Annotated in this window: 21 protein-coding genes; 9 read left to right on the top strand and 12 right to left on the bottom strand. The window is 65.7% G+C overall.

All coding sequences use genetic code 11. From position 1 onward, the window contains the following. Positions 1 to 24 precede the first annotated feature (24 nt). Positions 25 to 1,131: an NAD(P)/FAD-dependent oxidoreductase gene (locus tag B2246_RS07065; RefSeq protein WP_008650525.1), complete on the top strand. Its 1,107-nt coding sequence runs from the start codon at positions 25 to 27 to the stop codon at positions 1,129 to 1,131. Positions 1,132 to 1,213: 82 nt separating this feature from the next. Here B2246_RS07065 and B2246_RS07070 read toward each other — a convergent pair whose 3' ends face one another. From B2246_RS07070 to B2246_RS07090, 5 genes are all read right to left on the bottom strand, one after another. Continuing rightward, positions 1,214 to 2,311 (bottom strand): MFS transporter, encoded by a 1,098-nt coding sequence (locus tag B2246_RS07070; RefSeq protein ID WP_008650526.1) that lies wholly within the window; start codon positions 2,309 to 2,311, stop codon positions 1,214 to 1,216. A gap of 83 nt (positions 2,312 to 2,394) precedes the next feature. Further along, positions 2,395 to 3,504: a chorismate synthase gene (aroC, locus tag B2246_RS07075; RefSeq protein ID WP_286880930.1), complete on the bottom strand. Its 1,110-nt coding sequence runs from the start codon at positions 3,502 to 3,504 to the stop codon at positions 2,395 to 2,397. A gap of 56 nt (positions 3,505 to 3,560) precedes the next feature. After that, positions 3,561 to 4,334, bottom strand: a complete 774-nt coding sequence (locus tag B2246_RS07080; protein WP_286880931.1) for a glutathione S-transferase family protein — start codon at positions 4,332 to 4,334, stop codon at positions 3,561 to 3,563. Positions 4,335 to 4,336: 2 nt separating this feature from the next. Beyond that, on the bottom strand, positions 4,337 to 6,241 hold the full coding sequence (locus B2246_RS07085) for an MFS transporter (RefSeq protein ID WP_008650529.1): 1,905 nt from the start codon (positions 6,239 to 6,241) through the stop codon (positions 4,337 to 4,339). Between the two features lie 90 nt (positions 6,242 to 6,331). Then, on the bottom strand, positions 6,332 to 6,787 hold the full coding sequence (locus B2246_RS07090; protein WP_008650530.1) for a CBS domain-containing protein: 456 nt from the start codon (positions 6,785 to 6,787) through the stop codon (positions 6,332 to 6,334). Between the two features lie 230 nt (positions 6,788 to 7,017). Between B2246_RS07090 and B2246_RS07095 the strand changes: the two genes are divergently transcribed. Genes B2246_RS07095 through B2246_RS07105 form a run of 3 tightly spaced genes read left to right on the top strand, consistent with a single transcriptional unit; the run spans position 7,018 to position 9,485 of the window. Next, positions 7,018 to 8,319: an O-acetylhomoserine aminocarboxypropyltransferase gene (locus tag B2246_RS07095; protein WP_008650532.1), complete on the top strand. Its 1,302-nt coding sequence runs from the start codon at positions 7,018 to 7,020 to the stop codon at positions 8,317 to 8,319. Next, positions 8,319 to 9,134 carry an alpha/beta fold hydrolase gene (locus B2246_RS07100; RefSeq protein WP_286880935.1) on the top strand — a complete coding sequence of 272 codons (816 nt, stop codon included), beginning with the start codon at positions 8,319 to 8,321 and terminating at the stop codon, positions 9,132 to 9,134. The genes B2246_RS07095 and B2246_RS07100 overlap by 1 nt, the downstream gene beginning before the upstream one ends. Positions 9,135 to 9,167: 33 nt before the next feature. Then, on the top strand, positions 9,168 to 9,485 hold the full coding sequence (locus B2246_RS07105) for a DUF962 domain-containing protein (RefSeq protein WP_008650535.1): 318 nt from the start codon (positions 9,168 to 9,170) through the stop codon (positions 9,483 to 9,485). Positions 9,486 to 9,621: 136 nt separating this feature from the next. Here the strand turns inward: B2246_RS07105 and B2246_RS07110 are convergent, their stop codons facing one another. Beyond that, positions 9,622 to 10,965 carry a YihY family inner membrane protein gene (locus B2246_RS07110; protein WP_008650536.1) on the bottom strand — a complete coding sequence of 448 codons (1,344 nt, stop codon included), beginning with the start codon at positions 10,963 to 10,965 and terminating at the stop codon, positions 9,622 to 9,624. Positions 10,966 to 11,073: 108 nt separating this feature from the next. Between B2246_RS07110 and wrbA the strand changes: the two genes are divergently transcribed. From wrbA to B2246_RS07125, 3 genes are read left to right on the top strand one after another with little or no spacing between them, the layout of a single operon-like run. After that, positions 11,074 to 11,667, top strand: a complete 594-nt coding sequence (gene wrbA, locus B2246_RS07115) for an NAD(P)H:quinone oxidoreductase (protein ID WP_008650538.1) — start codon at positions 11,074 to 11,076, stop codon at positions 11,665 to 11,667. Then, complete coding sequence (locus B2246_RS07120; RefSeq protein ID WP_286880938.1) at positions 11,664 to 12,116, top strand: DUF2069 domain-containing protein; 453 nt, start codon at positions 11,664 to 11,666, stop codon at positions 12,114 to 12,116. The genes wrbA and B2246_RS07120 overlap by 4 nt, the downstream gene beginning before the upstream one ends. 5 nt (positions 12,117 to 12,121) lie before the next feature. After that, a complete protein-coding gene (locus B2246_RS07125; RefSeq protein ID WP_008650544.1) occupies positions 12,122 to 13,546 on the top strand; it encodes an FAD-binding oxidoreductase in 1,425 nt (474 codons plus the stop codon). Between the two features lie 43 nt (positions 13,547 to 13,589). On the opposite strand, the gene B2246_RS07130 is transcribed toward B2246_RS07125, so the two are convergent. The 6 genes from B2246_RS07130 to B2246_RS07155 all read right to left on the bottom strand — a co-directional run bounded on the left by B2246_RS07130 (position 13,590) and on the right by B2246_RS07155 (position 20,927). Continuing rightward, the gene (locus B2246_RS07130; RefSeq protein ID WP_008650545.1) at positions 13,590 to 13,883 is read right to left on the bottom strand and encodes a hypothetical protein; all 294 of its coding nucleotides are present in this window, start codon (positions 13,881 to 13,883) and stop codon (positions 13,590 to 13,592) included. Beyond that, positions 13,880 to 15,307, bottom strand: a complete 1,428-nt coding sequence (locus B2246_RS07135; protein WP_008650546.1) for a PLP-dependent aminotransferase family protein — start codon at positions 15,305 to 15,307, stop codon at positions 13,880 to 13,882. The genes B2246_RS07130 and B2246_RS07135 overlap by 4 nt, the downstream gene beginning before the upstream one ends. A gap of 55 nt (positions 15,308 to 15,362) precedes the next feature. After that, a complete protein-coding gene (fdhD, locus tag B2246_RS07140) occupies positions 15,363 to 16,235 on the bottom strand; it encodes a formate dehydrogenase accessory sulfurtransferase FdhD (RefSeq protein WP_186425279.1) in 873 nt (290 codons plus the stop codon). A 14-nt stretch (positions 16,236 to 16,249) separates the two neighbouring features. Continuing rightward, positions 16,250 to 18,556 (bottom strand): FdhF/YdeP family oxidoreductase, encoded by a 2,307-nt coding sequence (locus B2246_RS07145; RefSeq protein ID WP_008650550.1) that lies wholly within the window; start codon positions 18,554 to 18,556, stop codon positions 16,250 to 16,252. A gap of 162 nt (positions 18,557 to 18,718) precedes the next feature. Beyond that, positions 18,719 to 19,630: an amino acid ABC transporter substrate-binding protein gene (locus tag B2246_RS07150; RefSeq protein ID WP_035881851.1), complete on the bottom strand. Its 912-nt coding sequence runs from the start codon at positions 19,628 to 19,630 to the stop codon at positions 18,719 to 18,721. A gap of 4 nt (positions 19,631 to 19,634) precedes the next feature. Continuing rightward, a complete protein-coding gene (locus B2246_RS07155; protein WP_008650557.1) occupies positions 19,635 to 20,927 on the bottom strand; it encodes a dicarboxylate/amino acid:cation symporter in 1,293 nt (430 codons plus the stop codon). A gap of 459 nt (positions 20,928 to 21,386) precedes the next feature. Between B2246_RS07155 and B2246_RS07160 the strand changes: the two genes are divergently transcribed. Then, the gene (locus B2246_RS07160) at positions 21,387 to 24,521 is read left to right on the top strand and encodes a multidrug efflux RND transporter permease subunit (RefSeq protein WP_286880944.1); all 3,135 of its coding nucleotides are present in this window, start codon (positions 21,387 to 21,389) and stop codon (positions 24,519 to 24,521) included. 139 nt (positions 24,522 to 24,660) lie between these two features. Next, positions 24,661 to 25,161 carry a sigma-70 family RNA polymerase sigma factor gene (locus tag B2246_RS07165; protein ID WP_008650559.1) on the top strand — a complete coding sequence of 167 codons (501 nt, stop codon included), beginning with the start codon at positions 24,661 to 24,663 and terminating at the stop codon, positions 25,159 to 25,161. Positions 25,162 to 25,174: the final 13 nt, after the last annotated feature.

A 25,174-nucleotide genomic window follows, 5' to 3' on the forward strand; every position in this document is an offset into this window, starting at 1 on the left:
ATCAGAGCAACAAGGAGCAGAGAGATGGAACAAGTAGATTGCGTCGTGATCGGCGCTGGCGTGGTCGGTCTGGCCGTTGCGCGCGCGCTGGCGCTGCAGGGCCGCGAGGTCATCATTCTCGAGGCCGAGAACGCGTTCGGCACGATTACGAGCGCGCGCAACAGCGAGGTGATCCACGCCGGCATCTACTATCCCGCGGGGTCGCTCAAGGCCGAACTGTGTGTGCGCGGCAAGGCGATGCTCTACGACTACTGCGCCAGCCACCATGTCGCCCATCAGCGCTGCGGCAAGCTGATCGTCGCCACCAGCACCGCCCAGGTGGCCACGCTGGAAGGCATTCGCGCCAAGGCCGCCGCCAACGGCGTGCATGACATGCAACTGCTGACGCGCGATGAAGCGCGGGCGATGGAACCCCAGCTCGAATGCGAAGCCGCCCTGCTCTCACCTTCCACCGGCATCATCGACAGCCACGGCCTGATGACCGCGCTGCTTGGCGATGCCGAGCGGGCCGGCGCGATGCTGGCCGTGCAGTCGCCGGTGCTGTCGGGCGCGGTGACGCCGGACGGCATCCGGCTCGAGGTCGGTAGCGATGATGGATCGACCGTGCTGCTCGCCCGTACGGTCGTCAATTCGGCGGGGCTGACCGCGCCGGACCTGGCGCGCCGCATCGACGGCATTCCGCCGGAACATATCCCACCGCAGTACTACGCCAAGGGCTGCTATTTCACGCTCGCCGGCCGCGCCCCGTTCTCGCGGCTGATCTATCCGGTGCCCGAAGCAGCCGGGCTGGGCGTGCATCTGACGCTAGACATGGGTGGTCAGGCACGCTTCGGCCCCAACGTGCGCTGGATCGACGAGATCGAATACAGCGTGCCGCCGCACGATGCCGACAGTTTCTACGACGAAGTCCGCCGCTACTGGCCCGGCCTGGCCGACGGCGCACTGCAGCCGGGTTATGCCGGCATCCGGCCGAAGGTCAGTGGCCCGACGGAGGTTGCGGCCGATTTCCGGATCGACGGGCCTCGGACGCATGGCGTGCCGGGGCTGGTGAACCTGTTCGGCATCGAGTCGCCCGGGCTGACTTCGTCGCTGGCGATCGCGGAACGCGTGGCGGGGTTGCTGGAGAACTGATGGTTTGCACCCCTCTTCCGCGCGCGGTGTATAGACCGAAGAGGGGTGCGCGTAGCGCCGGACATCCGTCAGATCGACGATCTCAGGCCCGTTCGGCCTCCCCACGAAAACTCATCACGGCGCATCCCGCGCCAATCAGTGCCGCCAGCGCCGCCAGCCCGAACGTGTGCATCGGCGCGAGCGTCTTCCACGTCCAGCCCATCGCCAGGCCGCCGAGCGTGCCGCCCACGCCGTAGGAAATCCCTGTGTACAGCGCCTGCCCCCGCCCCTGCAGCGGGCCGGCGAACCAGCGTTGCAGGCGCTTGAGGCTGGCACTGTGGTGCGCGCCAAAGGTGGCTGCGTGCAGGATCTGCACTAGCGCCATCAGCCAGGCGTACTGCGCGAAGTAGCCGGTCAGGCCGAAACGCAGCGCGGCCAGCACGAATGTGCCAGCCAGAATCGTGCGCAGCGCCAGCGCGCCGAACAGCTTGCCCTGATAGAAGAAGAACACGATCTCGGCCACCACGCCGATGGTCCACATCACGCCAATCGCGAACTTGCTGTAGCCAAGCTGTTCCAGATAGAGCGAGTAGAAGACGTAAAGCGCCGCGTGAGCGAACATCATCAGGAAGGCCGATGCCAGGAACCAGGCCACATCGGGCCGCCGCAGCAGAGGCAGCGCCGGTGGGGGTGTCGCGCGCGGGCCCTCGTCGGGCGCGTCGCGCATGCCGAAGACCACCAGCGCGAACAGCGCCAGCATCGTGCTGGCCAGCCACGGAAACGCCGGCATGCCGAAGCGCTCAAACAGCGCGCCGCCCGTCAGCACCGCGGCGATAAAGCCGATCGAGCCGAACATCCGCACACGCCCATAGCGATGGTCGAACGCACCGTGCCGGCGCAGCGTCGAGATCGTCAGCGCGTCGCCCAGCGGCGACATGGCGCTCGTGATCAGGTTGAGCCCGATCATCATCGCCATCATGCCGCCGTAGCTCTGGATACCGGGCACGGTCAGGAACGCCAGCAATGCCGTGACCGCGGCCAGCCGCAACAGCTTCACGCGTGTGTGCATCACGTCCGAGAGCCAGCCCCACAGATACGGGCCCACGATGCGGGATAGCTGAAAACAGGCCATCAGCACGCCGATTTGCACCGGCGAATAGCCCCGGTCGGCGAAAAACAGACTGACATACGGCGATATCACGCCGACGTAGCCGTAATAGCCGAGATAGAAGAGTCCGAAACGGAAATAGGTCCCCGGGTCGATCGACCCGGAAACGCGGGTGCTCAGGATTTGCCCGGTGCTTGCGCCGGGATGCGCGGGGTGTCGACGCGGACGTCACCGCATTGGGCGCGATGCCGCAATGCGTGGTCCATCAGCACCAGCGCGAGCATGGCTTCGGCGATCGGCGTGGCGCGGATGCCGACGCACGGGTCGTGGCGGCCGAACGTTTCCACGCTGGCCGGGCTGCCAGCCTTGTCGATCGATTCGCGCGCGGTACGGATGCTCGACGTCGGCTTGATCGCCAGCGATACCTTGATGTCCTGCCCCGTGGAGATCCCGCCGAGCACGCCACCCGAGTTATTCGTGCGGAACCCCTCCGGCGTCAGTTCGTCGCCATGCACGGTGCCGCGCTGGGACACGCTGTCGAAGCCAGCGCCGATCTCGACGCCCTTGACCGCGTTGATGCCCATCATTGCGTGCGCGATATCGGCGTCGAGCTTGTCGAACAGCGGCTCGCCCAGACCCACCGGCACATGGCTGGCCACCACTTCGATACGCGCGCCGACGGAGTCGCCGTCGCGGCGCAACGCATCCATGTAGGTTTCCAATTCGGGAACGATATCGGCGTTCGCGGCGAAGAACGGGTTCTCCGGCACGTGTTTCCAGTCAGAGAACGGCACTTCGACCTCACCGAGCTGCGACATGTAGCCACGAATCTCGGTGCCGTACTGCTCATTCAGCCATTTCTTAGCGATTGCCGCGGCGGCCACCACGGGCGCGGTCAGGCGCGCCGACGAGCGGCCACCACCGCGATAGTCGCGGATACCGTACTTGTGCCAGTAGGTGTAGTCGGCATGGCCGGGGCGGAACGTCTCGACGATGTTGCCGTAGTCCTTGCTGCGCTGGTCGGTGTTACGGATCAGCAGGCAGATTGGCGTGCCCGTGGTCTTGCCTTCGAATACGCCGGACAGGATCTCCACCTGGTCTGCTTCCTGGCGCTGCGTCACGTGACGCGACGTGCCGGGCTTGCGGCGGTCCAGGTCGATCTGGATATCGGCTTCGGTCAGCGACATCCCCGGCGGGCAGCCATCCACTACCGCGCCGATGGCCGGCCCGTGCGATTCGCCGAACGTGGTAACTGTGAAAAGCAGGCCGAGAGTATTGCCAGACATGATCGAAACCGCACAGAAATTGGGGACGGCCTACATTGTACGGCTATTTTGCAGGGCTATTGCTGCCCGAAAGCCGCCTCGGGCCGGCCTGCCGTTGCGGCGGAGGCTGACGCGAAGACCCCACTGCCCTGGAAATCGGGGTAGTACCGGGCCCGCATCCGGGCCATATAGGCAATCAGGTTCGGATGTGACTCGGCCGCGGCGCGAATCGGCGTCTCGAATACCGGGGACAGCAGGCTGGCCGCGAATGCGAACAGCGTGGCGTCCGCGCCGCATGGGTTGTTTCCCATCAGGTAGGGCTTGTCACCAAGGATGTCGGTGATCGCCTTGATGCCCTGCACCGCCATCGCCGTCATGTCCTGCTCGCTATGCCGACCAAGGCCCTGCGCCCAGAGCATCTGCCGCACCTTGCGGCGTACCAGCACCTTGACCAGGCCACGCAACGGCCCCGGCACGACGTTGAAGAACTGCGCTGGACCGCGCTCGAAGTTGTCACGCTCCAGCCAGCGCACACGCGCCACCGCCCAATAGAGGTTGTCCTCCATGAGCTTTTCCACGGCCCAGGCGGTGCCCCGCTCGGCCGGGCTCAGTCCTTCGTCGAAATCGACGTGATATGTCTTCGCGATATGCCAGCGGATCAGCGTCGAGTCCGCGACGATCCGGCCCATGTCGTCCAGGTACGGCAGCTTGCCCTTGGGCGCGCGCCGCAGGTTGCCACGCGCGGTCTGGTACGGCAGGCCGGCCATCTTCAGCAGCAACTCGGCCTTCATGACGAACGGGCTCGCATCGGGCAGGCCGAACGACGGGCCGAACGTGAAGAGCGTGATCATGGCTATTTCCAGTCGCCGCGCAGCGCGAGCACCATTTGTTGAAGACTCTCCGGCGTGGCCGCTTCGGGCGGCACCGGCTCACCAACCACCAGTTCCAGCTTGCTCAGGATGCCGCGCCGGAACGGACGGGTCATCGCCGGCGCGCCTTTGCGCGAGAAGAAGCTTCCCCAGAGCCCGCGCAACGCCATCGGCACCACCGGCACCGGCGTTCGCTCAATAATCTGGCGCACACCGCTCTTGAACGGATTGACGTCGCCAGTGGCTGTGATCTTGCCTTCGGGGAAGATGCAGACGAGGTCGCCATCAGCCAGCGCGGCCGCCACGGTGTCGTAGGCGCGCGCCAGCATCTCCGGATTTTCGTGCGCGGGTGCGATCGGAATCGCCTTGGCCTGCCGGAAGAACCACGACAGCAACGGCACCTTGAAGATGTTGTGGTCCATCACGAAGCGCACCGGCCGGGGGCTGGCCGCCATCAGCACCACCGCATCGGCAAAGCTGACATGGTTGCAGACCAGCACCGCCGGCCCCTCCTCCGGGATGCGTTCGGCGTTGATGCGGCGCAGGCGGTAGATCGTATGCACCAGCACCCAGGCGATAAAACGCAGCAGGAACTCGGGCACCAGCGTGTAGATGTAGATCGCCACCACGGCGTTGAGCAGCCCCACCACCAGGAACAGTTGCGGAATGGTGTAGCCGGCCTGGGTCATGTACACGCCCAGCAGCGAGGCGCCGATCATGAAGAAGCTGTTCAGGATGTTGTTGGCCGCGATGATCCGTGCGCGGTGCGTGGGTGCGGACCGGCTCTGGATCAGCGCATAGAGCGGCACGCTGTAGAAGCCGCCGAACATCGCCACGCCGAACAGATCCACCAGCACACGCCAGGTGCCCGGCTGAGCCAGGAATCCGGGGATGCCGTTCAGCGAGGCGCCGGCGCCGAGCCCGTGCGAAGCCAGGTACAGATCGACGGCGAACACCGTCATGCCGATCGAGCCGAACGGCACCAGGCCGATTTCCACGTGACGCCCGGACAGCCGCTCGCACAGCAGCGACCCGGTGCCGATGCCGATCGAGAATACGGCCAGCAGCAGCGTCACCACGTTCTGATCGCCGCCCAGCACGTCCTTGGCGAAGCTGAAGAACGAGGTCAGGAATGTCGCCCCGAGAAACCAGAGCCACGAAATACCGAGCAGGCTCAGGAACACCACGCGGCGCTCGCGCGCAAGCATGAGGTTGCGCCAGGTCTCGGTGAACGGGTTCCAGTTGATGCGGAGGTCCGGCTGCGGGGCGGGCGACAGGGGGATACCCTGCGACACCGCCCGCCCCGCCACGGCGATAGCCACACAGGCGATACCGACGTACAGCGGACCGATCACGGTGCCATCGCCGCGCGCGATGCCGGCCATCTCGCCGCCAAGCAGCGTGCCGAACAGAATGGCCACGAACGTGCCCATTTCCACCAGACCGTTGCCGCCAACCAGTTCGGTCTGGTCCAGATGCTGCGGCAGATAGGCGAATTTGACCGGGCCGAACAGGGTCGAATGCAGCCCCATCAGGAAAGTGCCGAGGTATAGCAGTGTGGCGCTGTGCAGATAGAAGCCGGCCAGCCCGACCAGCATGATCGCGATCTCCAGCGACTTGACCAGCCGGATCAGCTTCGATTTTTCGATCTTGTCGGCAATCTGGCCGCTCGTGGCGGAGAACAGCACGAACGGCGCGATGAAGATCGCTGAAATCAGGAATGCCGCGCTGTGGGGGTCGACACCCTCGAACAGCGTGGCATGGTAGGTAACCAGGGAAGTGAAGGCGACCTTGAAGACGTTGTCGTTCATCGCCCCAAGGAACTGCGTCCAGAAGAACGGCGCAAACCGGCGCGCGCCAAGCAGGCGAAACTGGCTTTGTTGGCTCATGAGCAGCGTTTCTTATTGACCCCGGTTACCCGCCGGGGCATCAGGCCGCCGCCATCATACCTGCAAGGGGCGCCAGGACTGCCGAGGGGATCAGCCGGCGCGCTCTTCCTTCTCTTCGGGCCAGTCGCGGATATAGGCCTTGAGCATCTTGTTCTCGAAGCTCTGCTCTTCCACCACGGATTTGGCTACGTCGTAGAACGAGATCACGCCCATCAGTGTGCGATTGTCGAGTACTGGCAGGTAACGGGTGTGGCGCTCCAGCATCATGCGGCGCACTTCGTTGACGTCGGTCTCGGGGGTGCAGGTCAGCGGCGCGTCGTCCATGAGCTTGCGGATGCTGTGGGTGCCCAGCGTGCCGTTGTTGGCGGCCATTGTCTCGATGATCTCGCGGAAGGTCAGCATCCCGACGAGATCGCCGTATTCCATCACCACCAGCGAGCCAATGTCGTGCTCGGCCATCGCCTGGACGGCCTGCATCAGTGGCGTATCCGGCGTGACGGTAAAGAGCGTGTTGCCCTTGAGTTGCAGGATATCGCTGACTTTCATGATGGTGTCTCCGCTGCTTTGCGTATTGCTGTGCCTGATGGTATTCAGGCTGGTTTCGTGAGGGGCGCGCCCGATGGTCGATCCTAGCCCAAACCGCCGTCTCAAGTAAAGCGAGCGCGGCTTCCAGCGCCCGTCCCGCCGTGGATTCCCGGGTTACGCATGTGGCGTATGGTGCTACGATGCCGGACGGAGACAACTACCCATGGCTCGGCAAACCGAGCCCTTTCACCATGTCCGGTACCCGCTTTGACACGCTGGCCCTGCACGCCGGCGCCGCGCCCGACCCCACCACCGGGGCCCGCGCCACACCGATCCATCTGACCACATCCTTCGTATTCCGCGACAGCGAGCACGCCGCATCGCTGTTCAATATGGAACGCGCCGGACACGTCTATTCGCGCATCAGCAACCCCACGGTCGCCGTGTTCGAGGAGCGCGTGGCCGCGCTGGAAAACGGCGCGGGCGCCATTGCCACGGCCTCGGGCCAGGCCGCCCTGCACCTGGCCGTAGCCACGCTGATGGGCGCGGGCGCCCATATCGTGGCGTCCACCGCGCTCTATGGCGGGTCCCACAACCTGCTGCACTACACGCTGCGCCGCTTCGGCATCGAGACCACCTTCGTCAATCCGCGCGACATCGACGCCTGGCGCGCCGCGATCCGCCCCGAGACGAAGCTGCTCTTCGGTGAAACACTGGGCAACCCCGGCCTGGACGTGCTCGACATCGCCACCGTGGCCCAGATCGGCCAGGAACACGGCATTCCGCTGCTGGTGGACTCGACGTTCACCACGCCCTACCTGCTGCGCCCGTTCGACCACGGCGCCGGGCTGCTCTACCACTCGGCCACCAAGTTCCTGGGCGGCCATGGCACGACGATCGGCGGTGTGCTCTCGGAAGGCGGCACGTTTGATTTCGAAGCCTCGGGCCGCTTCCCGGAACTGTCCGAGCCGTACGAGGGCTTCCACAACATGGTGTTCACCGAGGAAAGCACGGTTGCGCCGTTTCTGCTGCGCGCGCGGCGCGAGGGCCTGCGCGACTTCGGCGCCTGCATGAATCCGATGGCTGCCTGGCAGCTCCTGCAGGGCATCGAGACGTTGCCGCTGCGCATGAGCCGCCACGTCGACAACACGCGGCGCGTGGTGCAGTTCCTGGCCAGCCACCCGATGGTCGAGTCGGTAGCCTATCCTGAGCTCGAATCGCACCCGGACTACGAACTGGCCAAGCGCCTGCTGCCGCGCGGCTGCGGCGCGGTGTTCAGCTTCAACCTCAAGGCCGACCGCACCGCCGGCCAGCGCTTCATCGAAAGCCTGTCGCTGTTCTCGCACCTGGCCAACGTGGGCGATGCACGCTCACTGGTGATCCATCCGGCGTCCACCACCCACTTCCGCATGGACGCCGCAGCGCTGCGCGCGGCCGGCATCGGCGAAGGCACAATCCGCCTGTCGATCGGCCTGGAGGATCCGGACGACCTGATCGACGACCTGAAACGCGGCCTCAAGGCCGCCGAGAAGGCCATGGGAGGGAAAGCCTGATGGAACTGAACCTCTCCGGCCACAAGGCCTACGCCTACACCGGCGGCAAGCCGTTCGACCCCGCCCTGCCCTGCGCCGTCTTCGTGCACGGCGCGCAGAACGATCACAGCGTCTGGGGGCTGCAGACGCGCTGGTTCGCCAATCACGGTTTCTCGGTGCTGGCCGTCGACCTGCCCGGCCACAATCGCAGCGAAGGCGCGCCGCTGACGTCGGTCGAGGAATTGGCCGACTGGGTGATGGCGCTGGTCGCGGCAGCCGGCGTGAAGGCGCCGGCACTGGTGTTCGGCCACAGCATGGGCTCCCTGATCGCGCTCGAATGCGCGGCGCGGCACCCCCAGGCGGTGCGCGCGATCGGCCTGCTGGCCACCGCCTATCCGATGAAGGTGTCCGACGCCCTGCTCGACGCCGCCCTGAACCGCGAAGGCGATGCCATCGCGATGGTCAACCAGTGGTCGATCTCGAGCCTTGCGAACAAACCCTCCTCCCCCGGCCCGGGCGCGTGGATGCACGGCGGCAGCCAGCGCCTGATGGAGCGGATCTCGGCGCGCAATCCCGGGGCGCATGTGTTCCATACCGACTTCTCGGCGTGCAACGGCTACGCGCATGGCGAGGAAGCCGCAGCGGCGGTGGCATGTCCCGCCCTGTTCGTGGTGGGCACCAAGGACATGATGACGTCGCCCAAGGCGGCCCAGGCCCTGGCCAGCAAGATGAAGAACGCCAGGATCGTCACGGTGCCGAGCGGACACGCCATGATGGGAGAAAAGCCCGACGAGGTGCTGGACGCCCTGGCGGGATTCGCGAAGACCGCCCGCTAGGAAACACCAAAAAGAAGAAAACAGGAGACTGCCATGGCCCAGGCCCACACCAAGGAGTTCGCCAGCTTTGCCGATTTCTACCCGTTCTACCTGAACGAGCACCGGAACCGCACCTGCCGCCGCCTGCATTTCGTCGGGTCGACGGTCGCGCTGGCCTGCCTGGTGACGCTACTGGTCACCGGCAATGCGTGGTGGCTACTGGCGGCCCTGGTGTCAGGCTATGCGTTTGCCTGGGTCGGGCACTTCGGCTTCGAGAAGAACCGCCCGGCCACGTTCAAGCATCCGTTCTACAGCCTGATGGGCGACTGGGTCATGTACGCGGACATCCTGCGCGGCAAGATCAGGTTCTGAACGGCTGTCCTGCCACCCAAAAACGGAAGCCGTATAGGGATGAAGCGCAGCCGTTCTGGCTTGACGCGGGGCGCAAACAGTACCGGTGGTACGGCAAGGCCCCGCAACGACGCCAGAAACAATCTGAAACGGTTTCCTAGACCTGCCCGTGCCAGCCCGGCGGGACAACTTCCACCACCTTGCGATCGCGGCGGCCCGTTTCCTCGTTCGCGGCCGCCCCGGCCGTCTGCTGGCGGAACACCGCGTCCAGCGTCTGCTCGAGTTGCGGATTCTCCAGGATCGACCGCAATGCCTCCGCCCCCTGCATCTGTTGGGCCAGCGCGGTGCGCGGCAGGCGCGCCATGTTCAGCACCAGCCTGTCGTGCAGCGTGCGTAGCGTGACCTGCGACGGATCGCAGAGCAACGCCCAGTGTGCCTGACCCCGATCCTGCTGAAGCTTGCCCACCAGATGCATGGCCTTGAGCTTGGTCAGCAGGCCGGAGAGATAGTCGGCCTCCATCCGCAGCTTGCGACCCATATCCAGTTCGCCGACGGTACGCGGCACCTCGTCCCGCGCGCGGTACAGCAGATACAGGATGCCAAGGGCATCGAAGAACTCACTGCCCGCGAACGTCCGCCGACGCCAGTGTCCCTCGCGGATCACCGGCAGATTGGCCGCGATCGTCGCGCCGAGCAGCGTCACCAGCCAGCTCACGTACATCCACAGCAGGAACAGCGGCAGCACGGCGAAGGTGCCATATACGGCTGTGTAGGTGGGGATATGGGTGATGAAGTAGCCAAAGCCGCGCTTGGCGACTTCAAAGGCGACAGCCGCCACGATGCCGGCGACGATCGCATCGCGCCACTCCACGTAGGCATAGGGCACCGCCATGTAAAGGAAGGCAAAGGCGAGCGCGGAGAGCAGCACCGGCACCAGGCTGATCACGACCCCGACGCCGAACGGCAGGTTGCCGACGTAGCCCATCGAGACCGACATCAGGTACGAGCTGACGGACAGGCTCGCGCCGATCAGCACCGGCCCGAGCGTCAGCACGGCCCAGAACACCAGCACCCGTTGCGCGAATGGCCGGCGCCGCCTGACGCGCCAGATCGCATTGAGCGCGTCCTCGACGGTCAGCATCGTCAGCACGGACGTCACCATCAGCCCAGCCAGGCCCAATGCCGTCAGGCCACGCGCGCTGCGGGAGAACTGTCCGATATAACGCGACACCGAGTCGCTGACATTGCCGCCCGGAATCAGGTTCTGGAACAGGAACATCTCGATCTGGCCACGGAAATCCCGGAACACCGGAAACGCGGCCAGCAGCGCGAAGGCAACGGTCAGCACCGGCACCACCGCCAGCACGGTCGTGAACGTCAGGCTGGCCGATACCTGGGGCAGGCGGTCCTCGCCGGCGCGGCGCAACGCATAGCGGGCAAGTGCACGCACTTTCTGCAGGTTCCACTCCCTGCGCAGGCGGGCGATGCGTACAGCGGTCATGCGGGGGCTTTCTCCTCGATCGGATGATCCTCAATGGGATGATGGCAAACTCACGCAAATATAATACGCGCAATGCACTTGCGCCGACCGCGCCCTGCCAAACCATCCATGACCGACATTCTCGTCCTTTACTACAGCCGTCACGGCGCCACCCGCAAGCTCGCCGAACTGATCGCCCGCGGTATCGACAGCGTGCCCGGCGCCCAATCCCGCCTGCGCACCGTCCCGCCGGTTTCCACGGTCTGCGAGGCCACCGCGCCGGACATCCCGCCCGAAGGCGCCCCGTATGCCGAACTGCGCGACCTCGAGGAATGCGCCGGACTGGCGCTGGGCAGCCCGACGCGCTTCGGCAACATGGCCGCGCCGATGAAGTACTTTCTCGACGGCACCGTCGCCCAGTGGCTCTCCGGCGCGCTGACTGGCAAGCCGGCCTGCGTGTTCACGTCGACGGGCAGCCTGCACGGCGGCCAGGAGACCACACTGCTCTCGATGATGCTGCCGCTGCTGCACCACGGCATGTTGATCGTCGGCCTGCCCTACGCCGAGTCCGGCCTGATGACGACCACGGCAGGCGGCACGCCGTATGGCCCGAGCCATTACGCCCACGTGGACAATCACGGCCCGATCACCGAGCAGGAAGCATCGCTCGCCACCGCGATGGGCCGCCGCCTGGCGGAAACCGCATTGAAGCTGGCGCGATGAACTCACCGGACATCCATCGGGACGGCTCGCCCGACGCCCTGCACAACCCGGCGCTCTGGCGCCTGAGCCTGGCCAGCCTGATCGCCCTGATGCTGCTCTGCATCGCATGGGAGTGGTTCCTGGCGCCGTTGCGTCCGGGCGGTTCCTGGCTGGTCTTGAAATTCGTGCTGCTGCTGCCGGTGCTGCGCGGTGTGCTCGCACGCAACCGCTATACGATGCAGTGGTCGTCGATGCTGATCCTGCTCTACTTCACCGAGGGCATCGTCCGCGCGACCAGCGACCGGGCCCCCTCTTCCTGGCTGGCCTGGGGCGAGGTAGCGCTGACGCTGCTGTTCTTCTCCAGCACGATCCTCTACCTGCGCCCCTTCAAACGGCGCGCCAAGGCATTGGCCAAAACAGCGACCAAGACGGCAACCAAAACGGCAACCAAAACGCAATCCAACCACTGACTGCCATGCACTCCGATTCCTTCCTCGATCTTTGCCGCGCAGCCATCGGTTCGCAGAACGTGCTGACCGACCCGGCCGACAAGGCCCCCTACCTGACCGACTGGCGCCACCGTTACACCGGCGACGCGCTGGCCGTGCTGCGTCCCGGCTCGACCGAGGAAGTCGCGGCGGTGATGCGTGCCTGCCATGCGCACAAGCTGGCCGTGGTGCCTCAGGGCGGCAACACGGGCCTGTGCGGCGGCGCCACCCCCGAGCCCGGCGATGCCGCCGCGCGTGGCACGGTGGTGCTGTCCCTGCAGCGCATGAACCGCGTGCGGCAGGTCGACCCGCTCAATAACACGATCACCGTCGAGGCCGGCGTGATCCTGCAGCAATTGCAGGAGGTCGCGCAGACACACGGCCGGCTGTTCCCGCTCTCGCTGGCGGCCGAAGGCAGCTGCACGATCGGCGGCAACCTGTCGACCAACGCGGGCGGCACGGCCGTGCTGCGCTACGGCAACACGCGCGAACTCTGTCTGGGGCTCGAGGTCGTGAACATCAAGGGCGAGGTCTGGGACGGCCTGCGCGGCCTGCGCAAGGACAATACCGGCTATGACCTGCGCGACCTGTTCATCGGCGCCGAAGGCACGCTCGGTATCATCACCGCGGCGGTCATGAAACTGTTTCCGGCGCCGCGCGCACGGGTCACCGCGCTGGCCGCCGTTGAAAGCCCACGCGCCGCGCTGGCGCTGCTGGCCATCGCGCAGTCGCACGCGGGCGCCATGCTGACCGGTTTCGAGCTGATGTCCGCGATGTGCATGGATCTGGTGACGAAGCACTACCCGCAGTTGCGCTACCCGTTCACCGCCCATCATCCGCAACTCGTTCTGCTGGAACTGTCCGACAGCGAGAGCGAGGAACACGCGCGGACGATCTTCGAAAAGATGATGGAGGTCGCGTTCGAAGCCGGCGTGGTCAAGGATGCCGTGGTGGCCGAATCGGTACAGCAGTCACGCGATTTCTGGAACCTGCGCGAACACATTCCGCTGGCGCAGGTCGAGGAAGGCAAGAACATCAAGCACGATATCGCCGTGCCGATCTCGCGCGTGGCGGACTTCATCGAGACCACCGACACGCTGCTGCAAGACGCCTTCCCCGGCGCGCGCATGGTCACGTTCGGCCATCTTGGCGATGGCAACCTGCACTACAACGTGTCACCGCCGGTCGGCGTGGATCATGACCAGTTCCTGTCGCATCAGGATGCGATCAACCTGATCGTCCACAACAGCGTGCACGTCCACAACGGCTCGATCTCGGCGGAACACGGTCTTGGCCAGCTCAAGCGCGAAGAGAACCGCCGCTACAAGAGCGAGGTGGAGCTGACGATGATGCGGGCCATCAAGCAGGCGCTGGATCCGCAAGGCTTGATGAACCCCGGAAAGGTGGTTTGAGAGTTCGGGCGGGGCATGGCAACCACATGCCCCACATGCCCCGTCAATGCGGCATCCGCCCGTCATCCCCCTCGAACAACTGCCCGCACAACGCCTCGCCCTCCTCCGTCAGCCGCGCCGAGCCCCGGCCATCCTCTTCCAGCGTCATCACCGCCAGTCCCGCGTCGGCCAGTTGCGTCAGCACCCGCCTCAGCACGCTCATCTGCGCCTCGGCCCGCTTGCTGAGTCGCGCCAGCGACAGGTCGCCGCCGGCTTCCCGTGCATGCTCCCAAAGCGCGCGGAGGATCGCCTCCAGCACCGGGTCGATGCCCTCCTGTTCGTTCACGTCATCGCTCATATTGCCTCCCGCGCCTGCAATGTCGCCACCAGCTTGCCGAGCGTAACGACGGCCGCCTCCATGTCTGGCGTCCATGCGCTGCTGTAGTTAAGTCGGATGCAGTTGGCATAGGTCGGCACCGGCGAGAAGATGTGGCCGGGCGCCACCGTGATGCGTCGCTCCAGCGCCGCGTGATAAAGGGCCATCGCGTCCACCTCCTCCGGCAACTCCACCCACAGCACATACCCGCCAGCGGGACGCGACACGCGCGTGCCCTGCGGAAAGAAGCGACGCACCGCCGCCGCCATGATGTTGGCCTGCTGCGCATAGGCTTTGCGCACGCGCCGCAGATGGAAGTCGTAGCCGTCCTTGCGCAGGAATTCGGCGATGGCCAATTGCGGAATCGTCGAGGTGGTCAGCGTGTTCAGGAACTTGAGCCGCTCCACCCTCTCCCGGTACCGTCCCGGCAGCGCCCAGCCGATGCGGTACGCATTGGTCAACGTCTTCGAGAACGACGAGCAATGCAGTACGATGCCGGCCCGATCGTAGGACTTGAGCGAGGTCGGATGCACGTCGCCGTAGAACAGCTCGCCATAGACGTCGTTCTCGATCACCGGGATATCGCGCGCCGTCAGCAATTCCACCAGCGCCTGCTTGCGATCGTCCGGCATCTGGAAGCCAAGCGGATTCTGGAAATTCGGCATCACCATGCACGCGGCCACGGGGCGTTCGTCGAGCAGCTTCGCCAGCGCCTGCACGTCGATGCCCTCCACGGGATCGGTCGCCACTTCCACGGCACGCATCCCCAGCCGCTCGATCGCGTGCAGCATCGCGTAGTACGTTGGCGATTCCACGGCAATGGTGTCGCCCGGCTTTGCCACGGCCTGCAGGCACAGGTTGATGGCCTCGGTGGCGCCGATCGTGACGATCACCTCGTTCGGATCGACGGCCAGCCCGTTCTCCAGGTAGCGGCGCGTGATCTGGCGAATCAGTGGTGGCGCGCCGGGCGGCAGGTCATCGAGCACGCTCCACGTGTCGTAGCGCTTGGCGATGGCATTGGCGTACTGCGTGATGCGCTGCCACGGATAGAGCCGGGGGTCGGGATATGGCGAGCCGAGCGGCACCGCGTCATCGACACGGATCGAGCGCAGCGTCGACAACACGAGCGCGCTCACATCCACCGCCGAAGGGCGTGCCGCGGGTCGGGTCGGCAGCAGGTCGATCGGTGGCTCGCCGGGCCGGGCACGCACGAAGTAGCCCGATTGCGGCCGGCTCTCCAGAATGCCGCGCGATTCCAGCAGCAGATACGCGCGCACGACCGTGGTGATGCTCAGGCGATGATGCTGCGCCGCCTGCCGCACCGAGGGGATTTTCTCGCCCGGGAGCAATACGCCTTGCTGGACCAGCGCCTCGATATCGGCCGCAAGTTTTTCGTAGAGAGTCACACCGCCAACCTTTCGCCAGTAATTTCCGATCTGGCTGGCGGTGCCCGGCCGGGCGTCAGCCCGGTACCGCCAGCGGCTCAGATCGTAATACGAAACCCGCGTTCTCTGCTGGCGCCGTGTACTCGACGAAACCGTCCTTGCGGCAGAAGCTCAGCAGGCGCAGGCCGGCCTGCGCGGCAATACGGATGGCCAGCGACGTCGGCGCGGAGATCGTGGCCAGCATCTGGATGCGCATTCGCGCGGCCTTGCGCACGAGTTCATAGCTGGCGCGGCTGGATAGCAGGACAAAGCCATCGCCGAACGTCGTGCGGGTGCGGGCCAGATGGCCGATCAGCTTGTCCAGCGCATTGTGGCGACCCACGTCCTCGAACACGGCAACGACGTTGCCCTGCGCGTCGCACCATGCAGCCGCGTGAACGCCTCCGGTCGCGGCCATCAACACCTGCCGCGCCTGCAATGCGTCGGTGGCGTGACGGAGCATCGCAGGCGTCGGTTCAATCCGTCGCGCAGGCACGCCAACCGGCGTCGGCTCCAGATCGAGCAGCGCCAGGCTTTCGGTTCCGCACACGCCACAGCCAGTACGTCCGGCCAGCGTGCGCCGGTGCGCGCGCAGCGCCATGAACGAACGCTGGCCGATCTCGATACGCACCTCGATGCCGTCGCAGCCCGGCGCGATCTCGATGTCGCGGATCTCGGCAACGCTGTCGACGATCCCCTCGGTCAGCGAGAAGCCAATCGCGAACGCTTCCAGATCGAGCGGTGTGGCCATCATCACGGCGTGCGAGATGCCGTTGTAGACCAGCGCGACCGGCACTTCTTCCGCCACGTCATCGATCTCGGGAACGGTGTGGCCCCCGGTGTGGCCCCCGGTGTGGCGCAGAATCTCGCGCTCGACGTAGCCGGCCTGCCCATACTCGTCTTCCACCATGCTCCTGCCTCCGGTCAGCCCGCGCGCCGCAGCCGCACGGGAATCGATTTCGACGTCGGGGTGCCGGATCGGTCGCCGATGCTCTCCAGCGGCACCAGTGGATTGGTCTCCGGATAGTACGCACCCAGGCAACCCTCGGGGATGTCGTAATCGACCAGACGGAAATCCTGCACATGGCGCGTCACGCCGTCTTCCCAGACGCTCGTGATATCGACGTGCTCGCCTTCCGCGAAGCCCAGCCGGGCGCGGTCCGCGGGATGGATGAACACCACGCGGCGCAGCCCGTACACGCCACGATAGCGATCGTCGAGTCCGTAGATGGTGGTGTTGTACTGGTCGTGCGAACGCGTGGTCATCATGACCATCATGTCGTCGCCGTAGCGGGCGCGGGCGCGCTTGATCGGCGTGTCCTTGTCGATGGCATGCACCAGGAACTGGGCCTTGCCCGACGCGGTCTTCCAGACCCGGTTGCGCGATGCCGGGGTCAGATGAAAGCCACCCGGATGCGCCACGCGCTCGTTGAAGCGCTCGAAGCCCGGAATCACCTTTTCAATCGCGTCGCGGATGCGTGCATAGTCCTGCGCGTACCAGCGCCAGTCGACCTTGTCCGAGCCGAGCGTGGCGTCGGCCATGCGCGCCACGATGGCGGTCTCCGACAGCAGGTGCGGCGATGCCGGCTTGTTCATGCCGTACGAGAGATGGACCATGCACACCGAGTCCTCGACCGTCACACCCTGCGGCACGCCGTTCTGCTCGTCGATCTCGGTGCGGCCCAGCGTCGGCAGCAACAGCGAATCCTTCCCGATCACCAGATGGCTGCGGTTGAGCTTGGTGGCAATATTGACCGTGAGATCGCACTGGCGCAGCGCCTCCCACGTGCGCGGCGTATCGGGTGTGGCGATCGAGAAATTCCCGCCCAGACCCACGAACACCTTGACCTTGCCGGCCAGCATCGCGTTGATCGCGGCCACCACGTCCTGCCCGTGGGCGCGCGGCGGCTTGAAATCGAACGTGGCGCCAAGGCGGTCCAGGAAGGCGTCGTCAGGCTGCTCCTCGATGCCCATCGTGCGGTCGCCCTGCACGTTCGAGTGGCCGCGTACCGGCATCAGGCCTGCGCCGGGCCGGCCGATGTTCCCACGCAACATCATCACGTTCGACAGCAACTGGATCGTGCGCACTGAATCCTTGTGCTGCGTCAGTCCCATGCCCCAGCAGGCAATCGTGCGTTCGCTGTGGACATAGACGTCGGCCAACGCATCGATGTCCGCGCGCGTCACGCCGGACTCCGCGACGATATCGGCCCAGCTCTCGGCGCGCAGATCCGTAGCGAAGGCATCGAAATCGGCGGTGTGCTCGCGGATGAAATCCACGTCCACCACACGCTTGCCGCCCGTGGCAACGGCCGCGTCGTCGAGTTCGATCACACGCTTGCCCAGGCCCTTGAGCAGCGCGAAGTCACCGGCCAGCTTCGGACGAACGAACATCGTGGCGATCTTCGTGCTGCCGCCGGTAAGCATCTCGCTGACGTGCTGCGGACTCGTGAAGCGCTGCAGGCCGCGCTCCTTGAGCGGGTTGATCGAAACGATCGTGGCGCCGCGCTTCGCCGCATCGCGCAACTCGTTGAGCATGCGCGGATGGTTGGTGGCGGGATTCTGGCCGAACACCATGATCGTGTCGGCAAGCTGGAAGTCGTCGAGCACCACCGTGGCCTTGCCCACGCCCACCGTCACCGGCAGGCCACGGCTGGTGGCCTCGTGGCACATGTTCGAGCAATCCGGGAAGTTGTTCGTCCCGTACATCCGCACGAACAGCTGGAACAGGAAGGCCGCCTCGTTGCTGGCACGGCCCGAGGTGTAGAACGTGGCGCGGTCGGGGTCGTCCAGCCGGCGCAGATGATCGGCGATCAGGCGGAATGCCTCGTCCCAGTCCACCGGCACGTACTTGTCGGTGGCGGCGTCATAGCGCACCGGGTGCGTCAGGCGACCATGCTGCTCGAGCTCGTAGTCGGACTGCCGCATCAGCTCGGTGACCGTGTACTGCGCAAAGAACGCGTTGGTCACGCGCTTGCTGGTGGCCTCGGCCGCCACGGCCTTGACGCCGTTCTCGCAGAATTCGAAGGTCGACGCGTGCTGGCGGTCCGGCCAGGCGCAGCCTGGACAGTCGAAGCCGTCCGGCTGGTTCTGCTTGAACAGCGTCTTGTACTTGCCGCCAGCAACCTTCTCCTTGACGAGGTTGATGGCGACCTGCTTGAGCGCGCCCCAGCCGGCGGCCGGGTGCGTATAGGGGGCAACATGGCCCTTTTCGGGCGTCGGGGTAGTCATCGGGGGGCGACTTTTGCTGCAATGCACGAGAGACTAGGCCCTCGATGTGACGCCCGTGACGTACAGAATTACCCCGCCGGAAAGAGTACAGTTTGCGCCATCGCGGCGCACCAATCCGGAACTGTGCTTGTCAAAACCGCATAAGTGCGCAAATGCGCATATCTATTCTGGCCGTTCCGGCGTGGCGTCGATGATGCCCTCCAGCTCCGCGCTCATCGGAATCCCCAGCCGCTCGCCGGTCGGCAACTTGTTCATGAACCATTGCTTGTAGAGCCGCTCCATGTCGCCCGAGGTGATCACGTCGCGCACGGCCTTGCCGACCAGCGCCGCGAACTGCGGATCGTCCTTGCGCAGCATGATCCCGTACGGGTCATACGAAATGAAATCGCGCGTGATGATGAACTTCTTGCCGGCGCCGTAATGGGCCAGAAAGCCATACAGCAGCACATCGTCGCCGGCGTAGGCATCGGCGCCGCCCCGGCTCAGCACCGCGAATGCGTCGGCATGGTCGCGCACGCGGATCAGGTTGATGTTCAGGTCAAAGCGCTTCGACAACTGCGCGACGGCCTGCTCGTTGGTCGTGCCTGCCGTGACCACCACGGTCTTGCCCTTCAGGTCGCGGAACGACTTGATCGGTGATGCGCGCGGCACCATCAGCTTGGTGCCAGCGATAAAGATCACCGGGGAGAACGCGACGGTCTGCATGCGCTCGGCATTGCGCGTGGTCGATCCGCATTCGAGATCGATCCTGCCCGAGGTAATCGCCTCGAAACGGTTCTCCGACGTCACCGGCACCCACTTCACGGCCAGCTCGCGGCCCACCTCCTCGCTAGCGGCCTGCACGATGTCCGTGCAGATGTCGATCGAGTAGCCGATAGGCCGGCTGGCCTGGTTCAGGTACGAAAACGGCAGCGACGACTCGCGATAGCCGATCACCAGCGTGCCGGTGTCCCTGGCTTTCTTGAGCGTGCCGCTCAACACGGTGGCGTCCTGGGCCACGGCCAGCGTCGCGCCAAACGTCGCGACCAGCCCCAGCCACAGTGCGGCCAGCATTCCCGGCAAGCGCGCCGCCATGATGTCAGGCCTCCGCCGTGCTCGCATCGTCCGCAGCGATCGCGCTCTCGGTCTCGGCAACCGGCCCGGACGACAACTGCCCTTCCCACTTGGCCACCACGGCGGCGGCGATCGAATTGCCGACCGCGTTGGTCGCCGACCGGCCCATGTCGAGGAACTGGTCCACGCCCATGATCAGCAGCAAACCCGCCTCCGGAATGCCGAACTGGTTCAGCGTGGCGGCGATCACCACCAGCGAGGCGCGCGGCACGCCGGCCATTCCCTTCGAAGTCAGCATCAGCAGCAGCAGCATCGTGATCTGCGTGCCCAGCGGCAGGTGGATGTCATACGCCTGCGCAATGAACAGCACCGCGAACGTGCAGTACATCATCGAGCCGTCAAGGTTGAACGAATAGCCGAGCGGCAGCACGAAGCTCGAAATCTTGCGATCGACGCCGAAACGGTCGAGCGAATCGAGCAGCTTCGGATAGGCCGCTTCGGAGCTCGCCGTCGAAAACGAAATCAGGAACGGCTCGCGGATGAGCCGGATCAGTGTGAAGACGCGGCTACCGAGGAAAATGTAGCCGGCCAGCGCCAGCAGCGCCCAGAGCACAAACAGCGACAGGTAGAAGCTGCCCATGAACTTGGCGAAGGTCACCAGGATGCCGAGCCCCTGCGTGGTCACCGTCGACGCAATCGCCGCGAACACGGCGATCGGTGCCAGCCACATCACCGCGCCGGTGATCTTGAGCATGATCTGCGCGAGGTCGTCGATCACGCCGGCCATGCGCGCGCCACGTTCGCCGAGCATCGAGATTGCGGTGCCGAAGAAGATCGAGAACACCACGATCTGCAGGATCTCGTTGTTCGCCATCGCCTCGCCCACCGATCTGGGCACCAGATGGGTGACGAAGTCCTTCAGCGTGAAGGCGTTGGTCTTGAGGTTGGTCGCAGAGCCCACGTCGGGCAACGGCAGGCCGATGTTGTGGCCCGGCGCCAGCATCGTCGCCATGATCAGGCCAAGGGTCAGCGACACCAGCGACGCGGTAATGAACCACGCCATCGCCTTGCCGCCCACCCGTCCCACGGTGCCCGCATCCCCCATATGGGCGATGCCGATCACCAGGGTAGAGAACACGAGTGGCGCGATGATCATCTTGATCAGCCGCAGGAACACATCCGTGATGAGCGAGATGTACCCGGCCACTTCCTTGGCCACCTTCGGGTCGGGAAACGCGATGTAGCACGCATAGCCAACGGCGGCACCCAGGATCATCGCAATCAGAATCCAGGTCGTGATATGGGACTTCGTGCTCATGACATCTCCTTTGGGGGGGGCGGCCATCCGGATGTCCTGCGTGTCCTGCGTGTCCTGCGTGTCATACGTGCCGTGCCAGCCTGCATGTCCTGCGTCTGCGCCAGCACTCTAGGTAACGATAGGACGTGCTGGTGCAATTCCGCAAACCCGGAAAACACCTGCGCGTCCCGATGACCCATCGCGCGTCATGGCTCGATTGCGACGCCCATGCGCCATGTATATAATCCGCCACACTCGCCCCCGCATCCATCTTTGCCGGAGCGTCATACCGACAAGCGCGCGCAGCGCCACCCGGCTGAGCCACCGGGCCGCGCGGACCGTGCCCCCGGGCCTTGCCGGCCCGCGTGCCGCCTATTTCTTCCGGCGGCCGATTTACATACCTACCTAACCCACGCCGAACCTCGGTGCGCCGCCGCATAGGCGGAGCAATGACCAGGCGTCAGCAGTCGCACGTCATACATGGCGCAATTCTTTCTTCGCCGACCCGCCTTCGCGTGGGTGCTGGCAATCCTGACCATGATTGCAGGGCTCGTTGCCCTGAAGAACATTCCGGTGGCCCAGTACCCGGCGGTGGCCCCACCGACGGTCATCCTCTACGCCGACTACCCGGGCGCCACCGCGCGCACCGTGGAAGACCGCGTCACGGCCGTGCTCGAACAGCAGATGCATGGGATACCTGGGCTGCTCTATATCGATTCGAGCAGCGAGGCCGGCACGGCCACGGTCACCATCGGCTTCCGGCAAGGCACCGATCCGCAACTCGCGCAGGTGAACGTGCGCAACCGCGTGTCCCAGGCCGAGCCGCTGCTGCCCGAGGTGGTGCGGCGCGGCGGGGTCTATGTCGATCAGGCCAGCGCCAGCCCGTTCATGTACGTGTCGCTGATCTCGAAGACCGGCACGATGTCCGAGACCGCGCTGGCCGACTATGCCGCCGGCACGGTCCTGCCCATGCTGCGGCGACTGCCCGGCATCGGCAAGGTGGAGGCATACAGCGCCGAGTACGCGCTGCGCGTCTGGTTCAATCCCGACCAGCTCAATGCCTATGGCCTGACCACGGCCGACGTGGAAGCCGCGATTCGCGCGCGCAATGGCAGCGTCACGCCGGGCCAGCTTGGCGGCGCGCCATCGAAGCCCGGGCAGTCCTACCAGGCGGTCGTGCGCCCGCCTGCGCCGCTGGCCAACCCCGAAGCGTTCGGTCGCATCGTGCTGCGCTCGGCCGCCGATGGCTCCGCTGTCTTGCTGCGCGACGTGGCGCGCGTGGAGATGGCCGCCGCCGACTATCGCTACAGCTCCACGCTCAATGGCCGCGAGGCCGCCTCGATGGGCCTGAAGCTCGCGGACGGCGCCAACGTACTGGCCACTTCGCGCACGGTCCGGGACGCGCTCGACGAGGCCGCCAAGGCCTTTCCGGCTGGCGTGGCGTATGACATCTCGTACGACACCGCGCACTTCGTGCAAAGCTCGATTTCGCGCGTGCTGATGACGCTGGCCGAGGCCACGGTGCTGGTGTTCCTGATCCTGTACCTGTTCCTCGGCAACCTGCGGGCCACGCTGATCCCGTGCATCGTCGTGCCGGTTTCGCTGCTCGGCACGGTGGCATGTCTCTACGCGTTCGGGCTGTCGCTGAACGTGATCACGCTGTTCGGCGTGGTGCTGGCCATCGGCATCCTGGTGGACGATGCGATCGTTGTGGTCGAGAACGTCGAGCGGATCATGCGCGAGGAAGGCGTCGATGCCTTTACCGCCGCGTCGCGTTCGATGCGCGAGGTCTCGGGCGCGCTGCTGGCGGTGACGCTGGTGCTCTGCGCCGTGTTCGTGCCGATGGCTTTCCTGGGCAGCGCCGTGGGGGTGATCTATCGCCACTTCGCCATGACGCTGGCCATCTCGATCGCGTTCTCGCTGTTCTTCGCGCTGTCGCTGGCGCCCGCGATGTGCGCCTCGCTGCTGCGCCACGGCGCCCAGCCCGCGCGCGGTCCACTAGCGTGGTTCGAGCATCGCTTCGCCGCGTTCACCACGCGCTATGCCGGTTGGGTGCAGCGGCTTCAGCAACGCCGCCTGCGGTGGCTGGCGGTCTATCTGGCCATGGCCGCGGTCTGCGCGATCGGGCTCTGGCAACTGCCTAGCGGCTTTCTGCCCGAGGAGGACACTGGTGAACTCGTGATCGACGTGGAACTGCCGCCGGGCAGCACCCAGGCGCAGACTCGGGAGACCATCGCGCAACTGGAACAGTGGATGAAACAGCAGCGCTTTCCGGTCAAGACGTCGTTCGCGCTGTTCGGCTGGAACAGCGGCGGCTCTGGCGAGCAACGCGCCAGCGTGTTTCTGTCGCTCGACGACTGGAAGCTGCGTGGGCGCGAGAACGCGGCGGACGTCGTGCTGGCACGGCTGACCAAGGGCCTCGAGGAATGGCCCGGACGCGGCGATGCCCAGCTCTACCCGTACAACGGCACGGCGCTGCCGGAACTGGGCAGCACCAGCGGGCTGGACATGCGGCTCGTCACGCGACTGGAAGGCGGACGTCCGAGCCTCTATGCCGCGCGCGACAAACTGATCGAACGTGCCAAGGCCGACCCGGTGTTCGCCGAAGTCCGCGCCACGGCGGGCCAGCCCGTGCCCGCGCTCGACCTGGCGATCGACTACCGCAAGGCCGAGAGCTTCGGCGTCGATACCGAGGCGATCCACCACGCGCTGGCGGCCACGCTCGGCTCCCGCTACATCGACGAACTGGCCCGCGACGGTCGCGTGCGGCGCGTGATCCTGCAGGCGGATGCGCCGTTCCGAATGCAGCCGGAGGATCTGGCACGCCTGCACGTGCGCAACGCGCAGGGCCAGATGGTGTCGCTCGGCGCGTTCGCCACGCTGGAATGGGGCAACGGCGAGGCCACGCTCGAACGCTACAACGGCTTGATCTCGGTACGCATCAATGCCGACGTGGCGCCGGGCACCAGTACCGGAACCGCGATGACGCGGCTCGAATCGCTGGTGCGCGAACTCGGCCCCGACTACGAGGTGCGCTGGAGCGGCCGCGCGTTCGAGCAGCAGCAAAGCGGCACGCAGGCGCCGTGGCTGTTCGCGCTGTCGATGCTGTTCATCTTCCTGTGCCTGGTGGCGTTGTACGAAAGCTGGACGCTGCCGCTGGCGGTGCTGGCGATCGTGCCGGCCGGCCTGGTCGGCGCCGCGTCGGCCGTCTGGCTGCGGGGGCTGCCCAACGATGTCTACTTCAAGGTCGGCGTGATCGTGATCATGGGGCTCGCGGCCAAGAACGCGATTCTCGTGGTCGAGTACGCCGAGCAACTGCGGCGCGATGGACTGGAGCGCGTGCAGGCCGCCACCCAGGCGGCACGCCAGCGGCTGCGCCCGGTGGTGATGACCTCGCTCGCGTTCATTCTGGGCGTGGTGCCACTGGCGATCAGCACCGGCCCCGGCGCCGGCGCCCAACGCGCAGTGGGCACGGGCGTGCTGGGCGGCATGCTCGGCGCGACGATCCTCGGCACGCTGGTCATCCCGCTGCTCTATGCCTGGATCGCCCGCTGGTCGAAAGTGCGCGCCACCACCGAACCCGACAAGGCGCCGGCCTCTGAACCCGGCGCCTGAAAGCGCCGCACAAGCCACAGCCGCCACACCCGCGACGTGCAGCCACACATTGCATGTCGCGGTTGACGCCTTCATCACCTACAAATGATAATAGGTCGCATTTGCATCAAAACGCTTACTCTTAGCTGACACTCCATCCATGGCCTCGACGCGCCTGCGTGCCCTCGGTCTGTACGTGCACTACCAGGAGCTGGTCGGTACCTGGACGCGCAGGCTCAGCAATCGGCACGAGGCCGAGGACCTGTCGCAAGAAGCCATGCTGCGCGTGCTGGAGGCCCGGGTGACGCCCGAGCAGCCGCGCGCCTATCTGCACCAGACCGCCCGTAATATCGCGATCGACACCTTCCGCAAACGAGACGGGCACGAGCACCTGCCGCTTGACAGCATCGAGTCGATTCACGCACCCTCCGGGAATCCCGAGGCAGACCTGCATGCCGTGCAGGTGGTCGCGGGGCTGGAGCGCGCGCTGGCCGAACTGCCCTTGAAGTGCCGCCAGGTCTTTATCTGGCAACGACTGGATGGGTGCTCCCAGCAGGAAATCGCCGAGCGGCTGAATATCTCGAAGAACATGGTCGAGAAATACATGATTCGCGCGATGCGACACCTGCGCGACCAACTGGGCCAACTCTCACCTCAATAGAACGATCTTGTCG

Source organism: Cupriavidus sp. UBA2010, assembly GCF_002335265.1.
Lineage (GTDB): Bacteria > Pseudomonadota > Gammaproteobacteria > Burkholderiales > Burkholderiaceae > Cupriavidus > Cupriavidus metallidurans.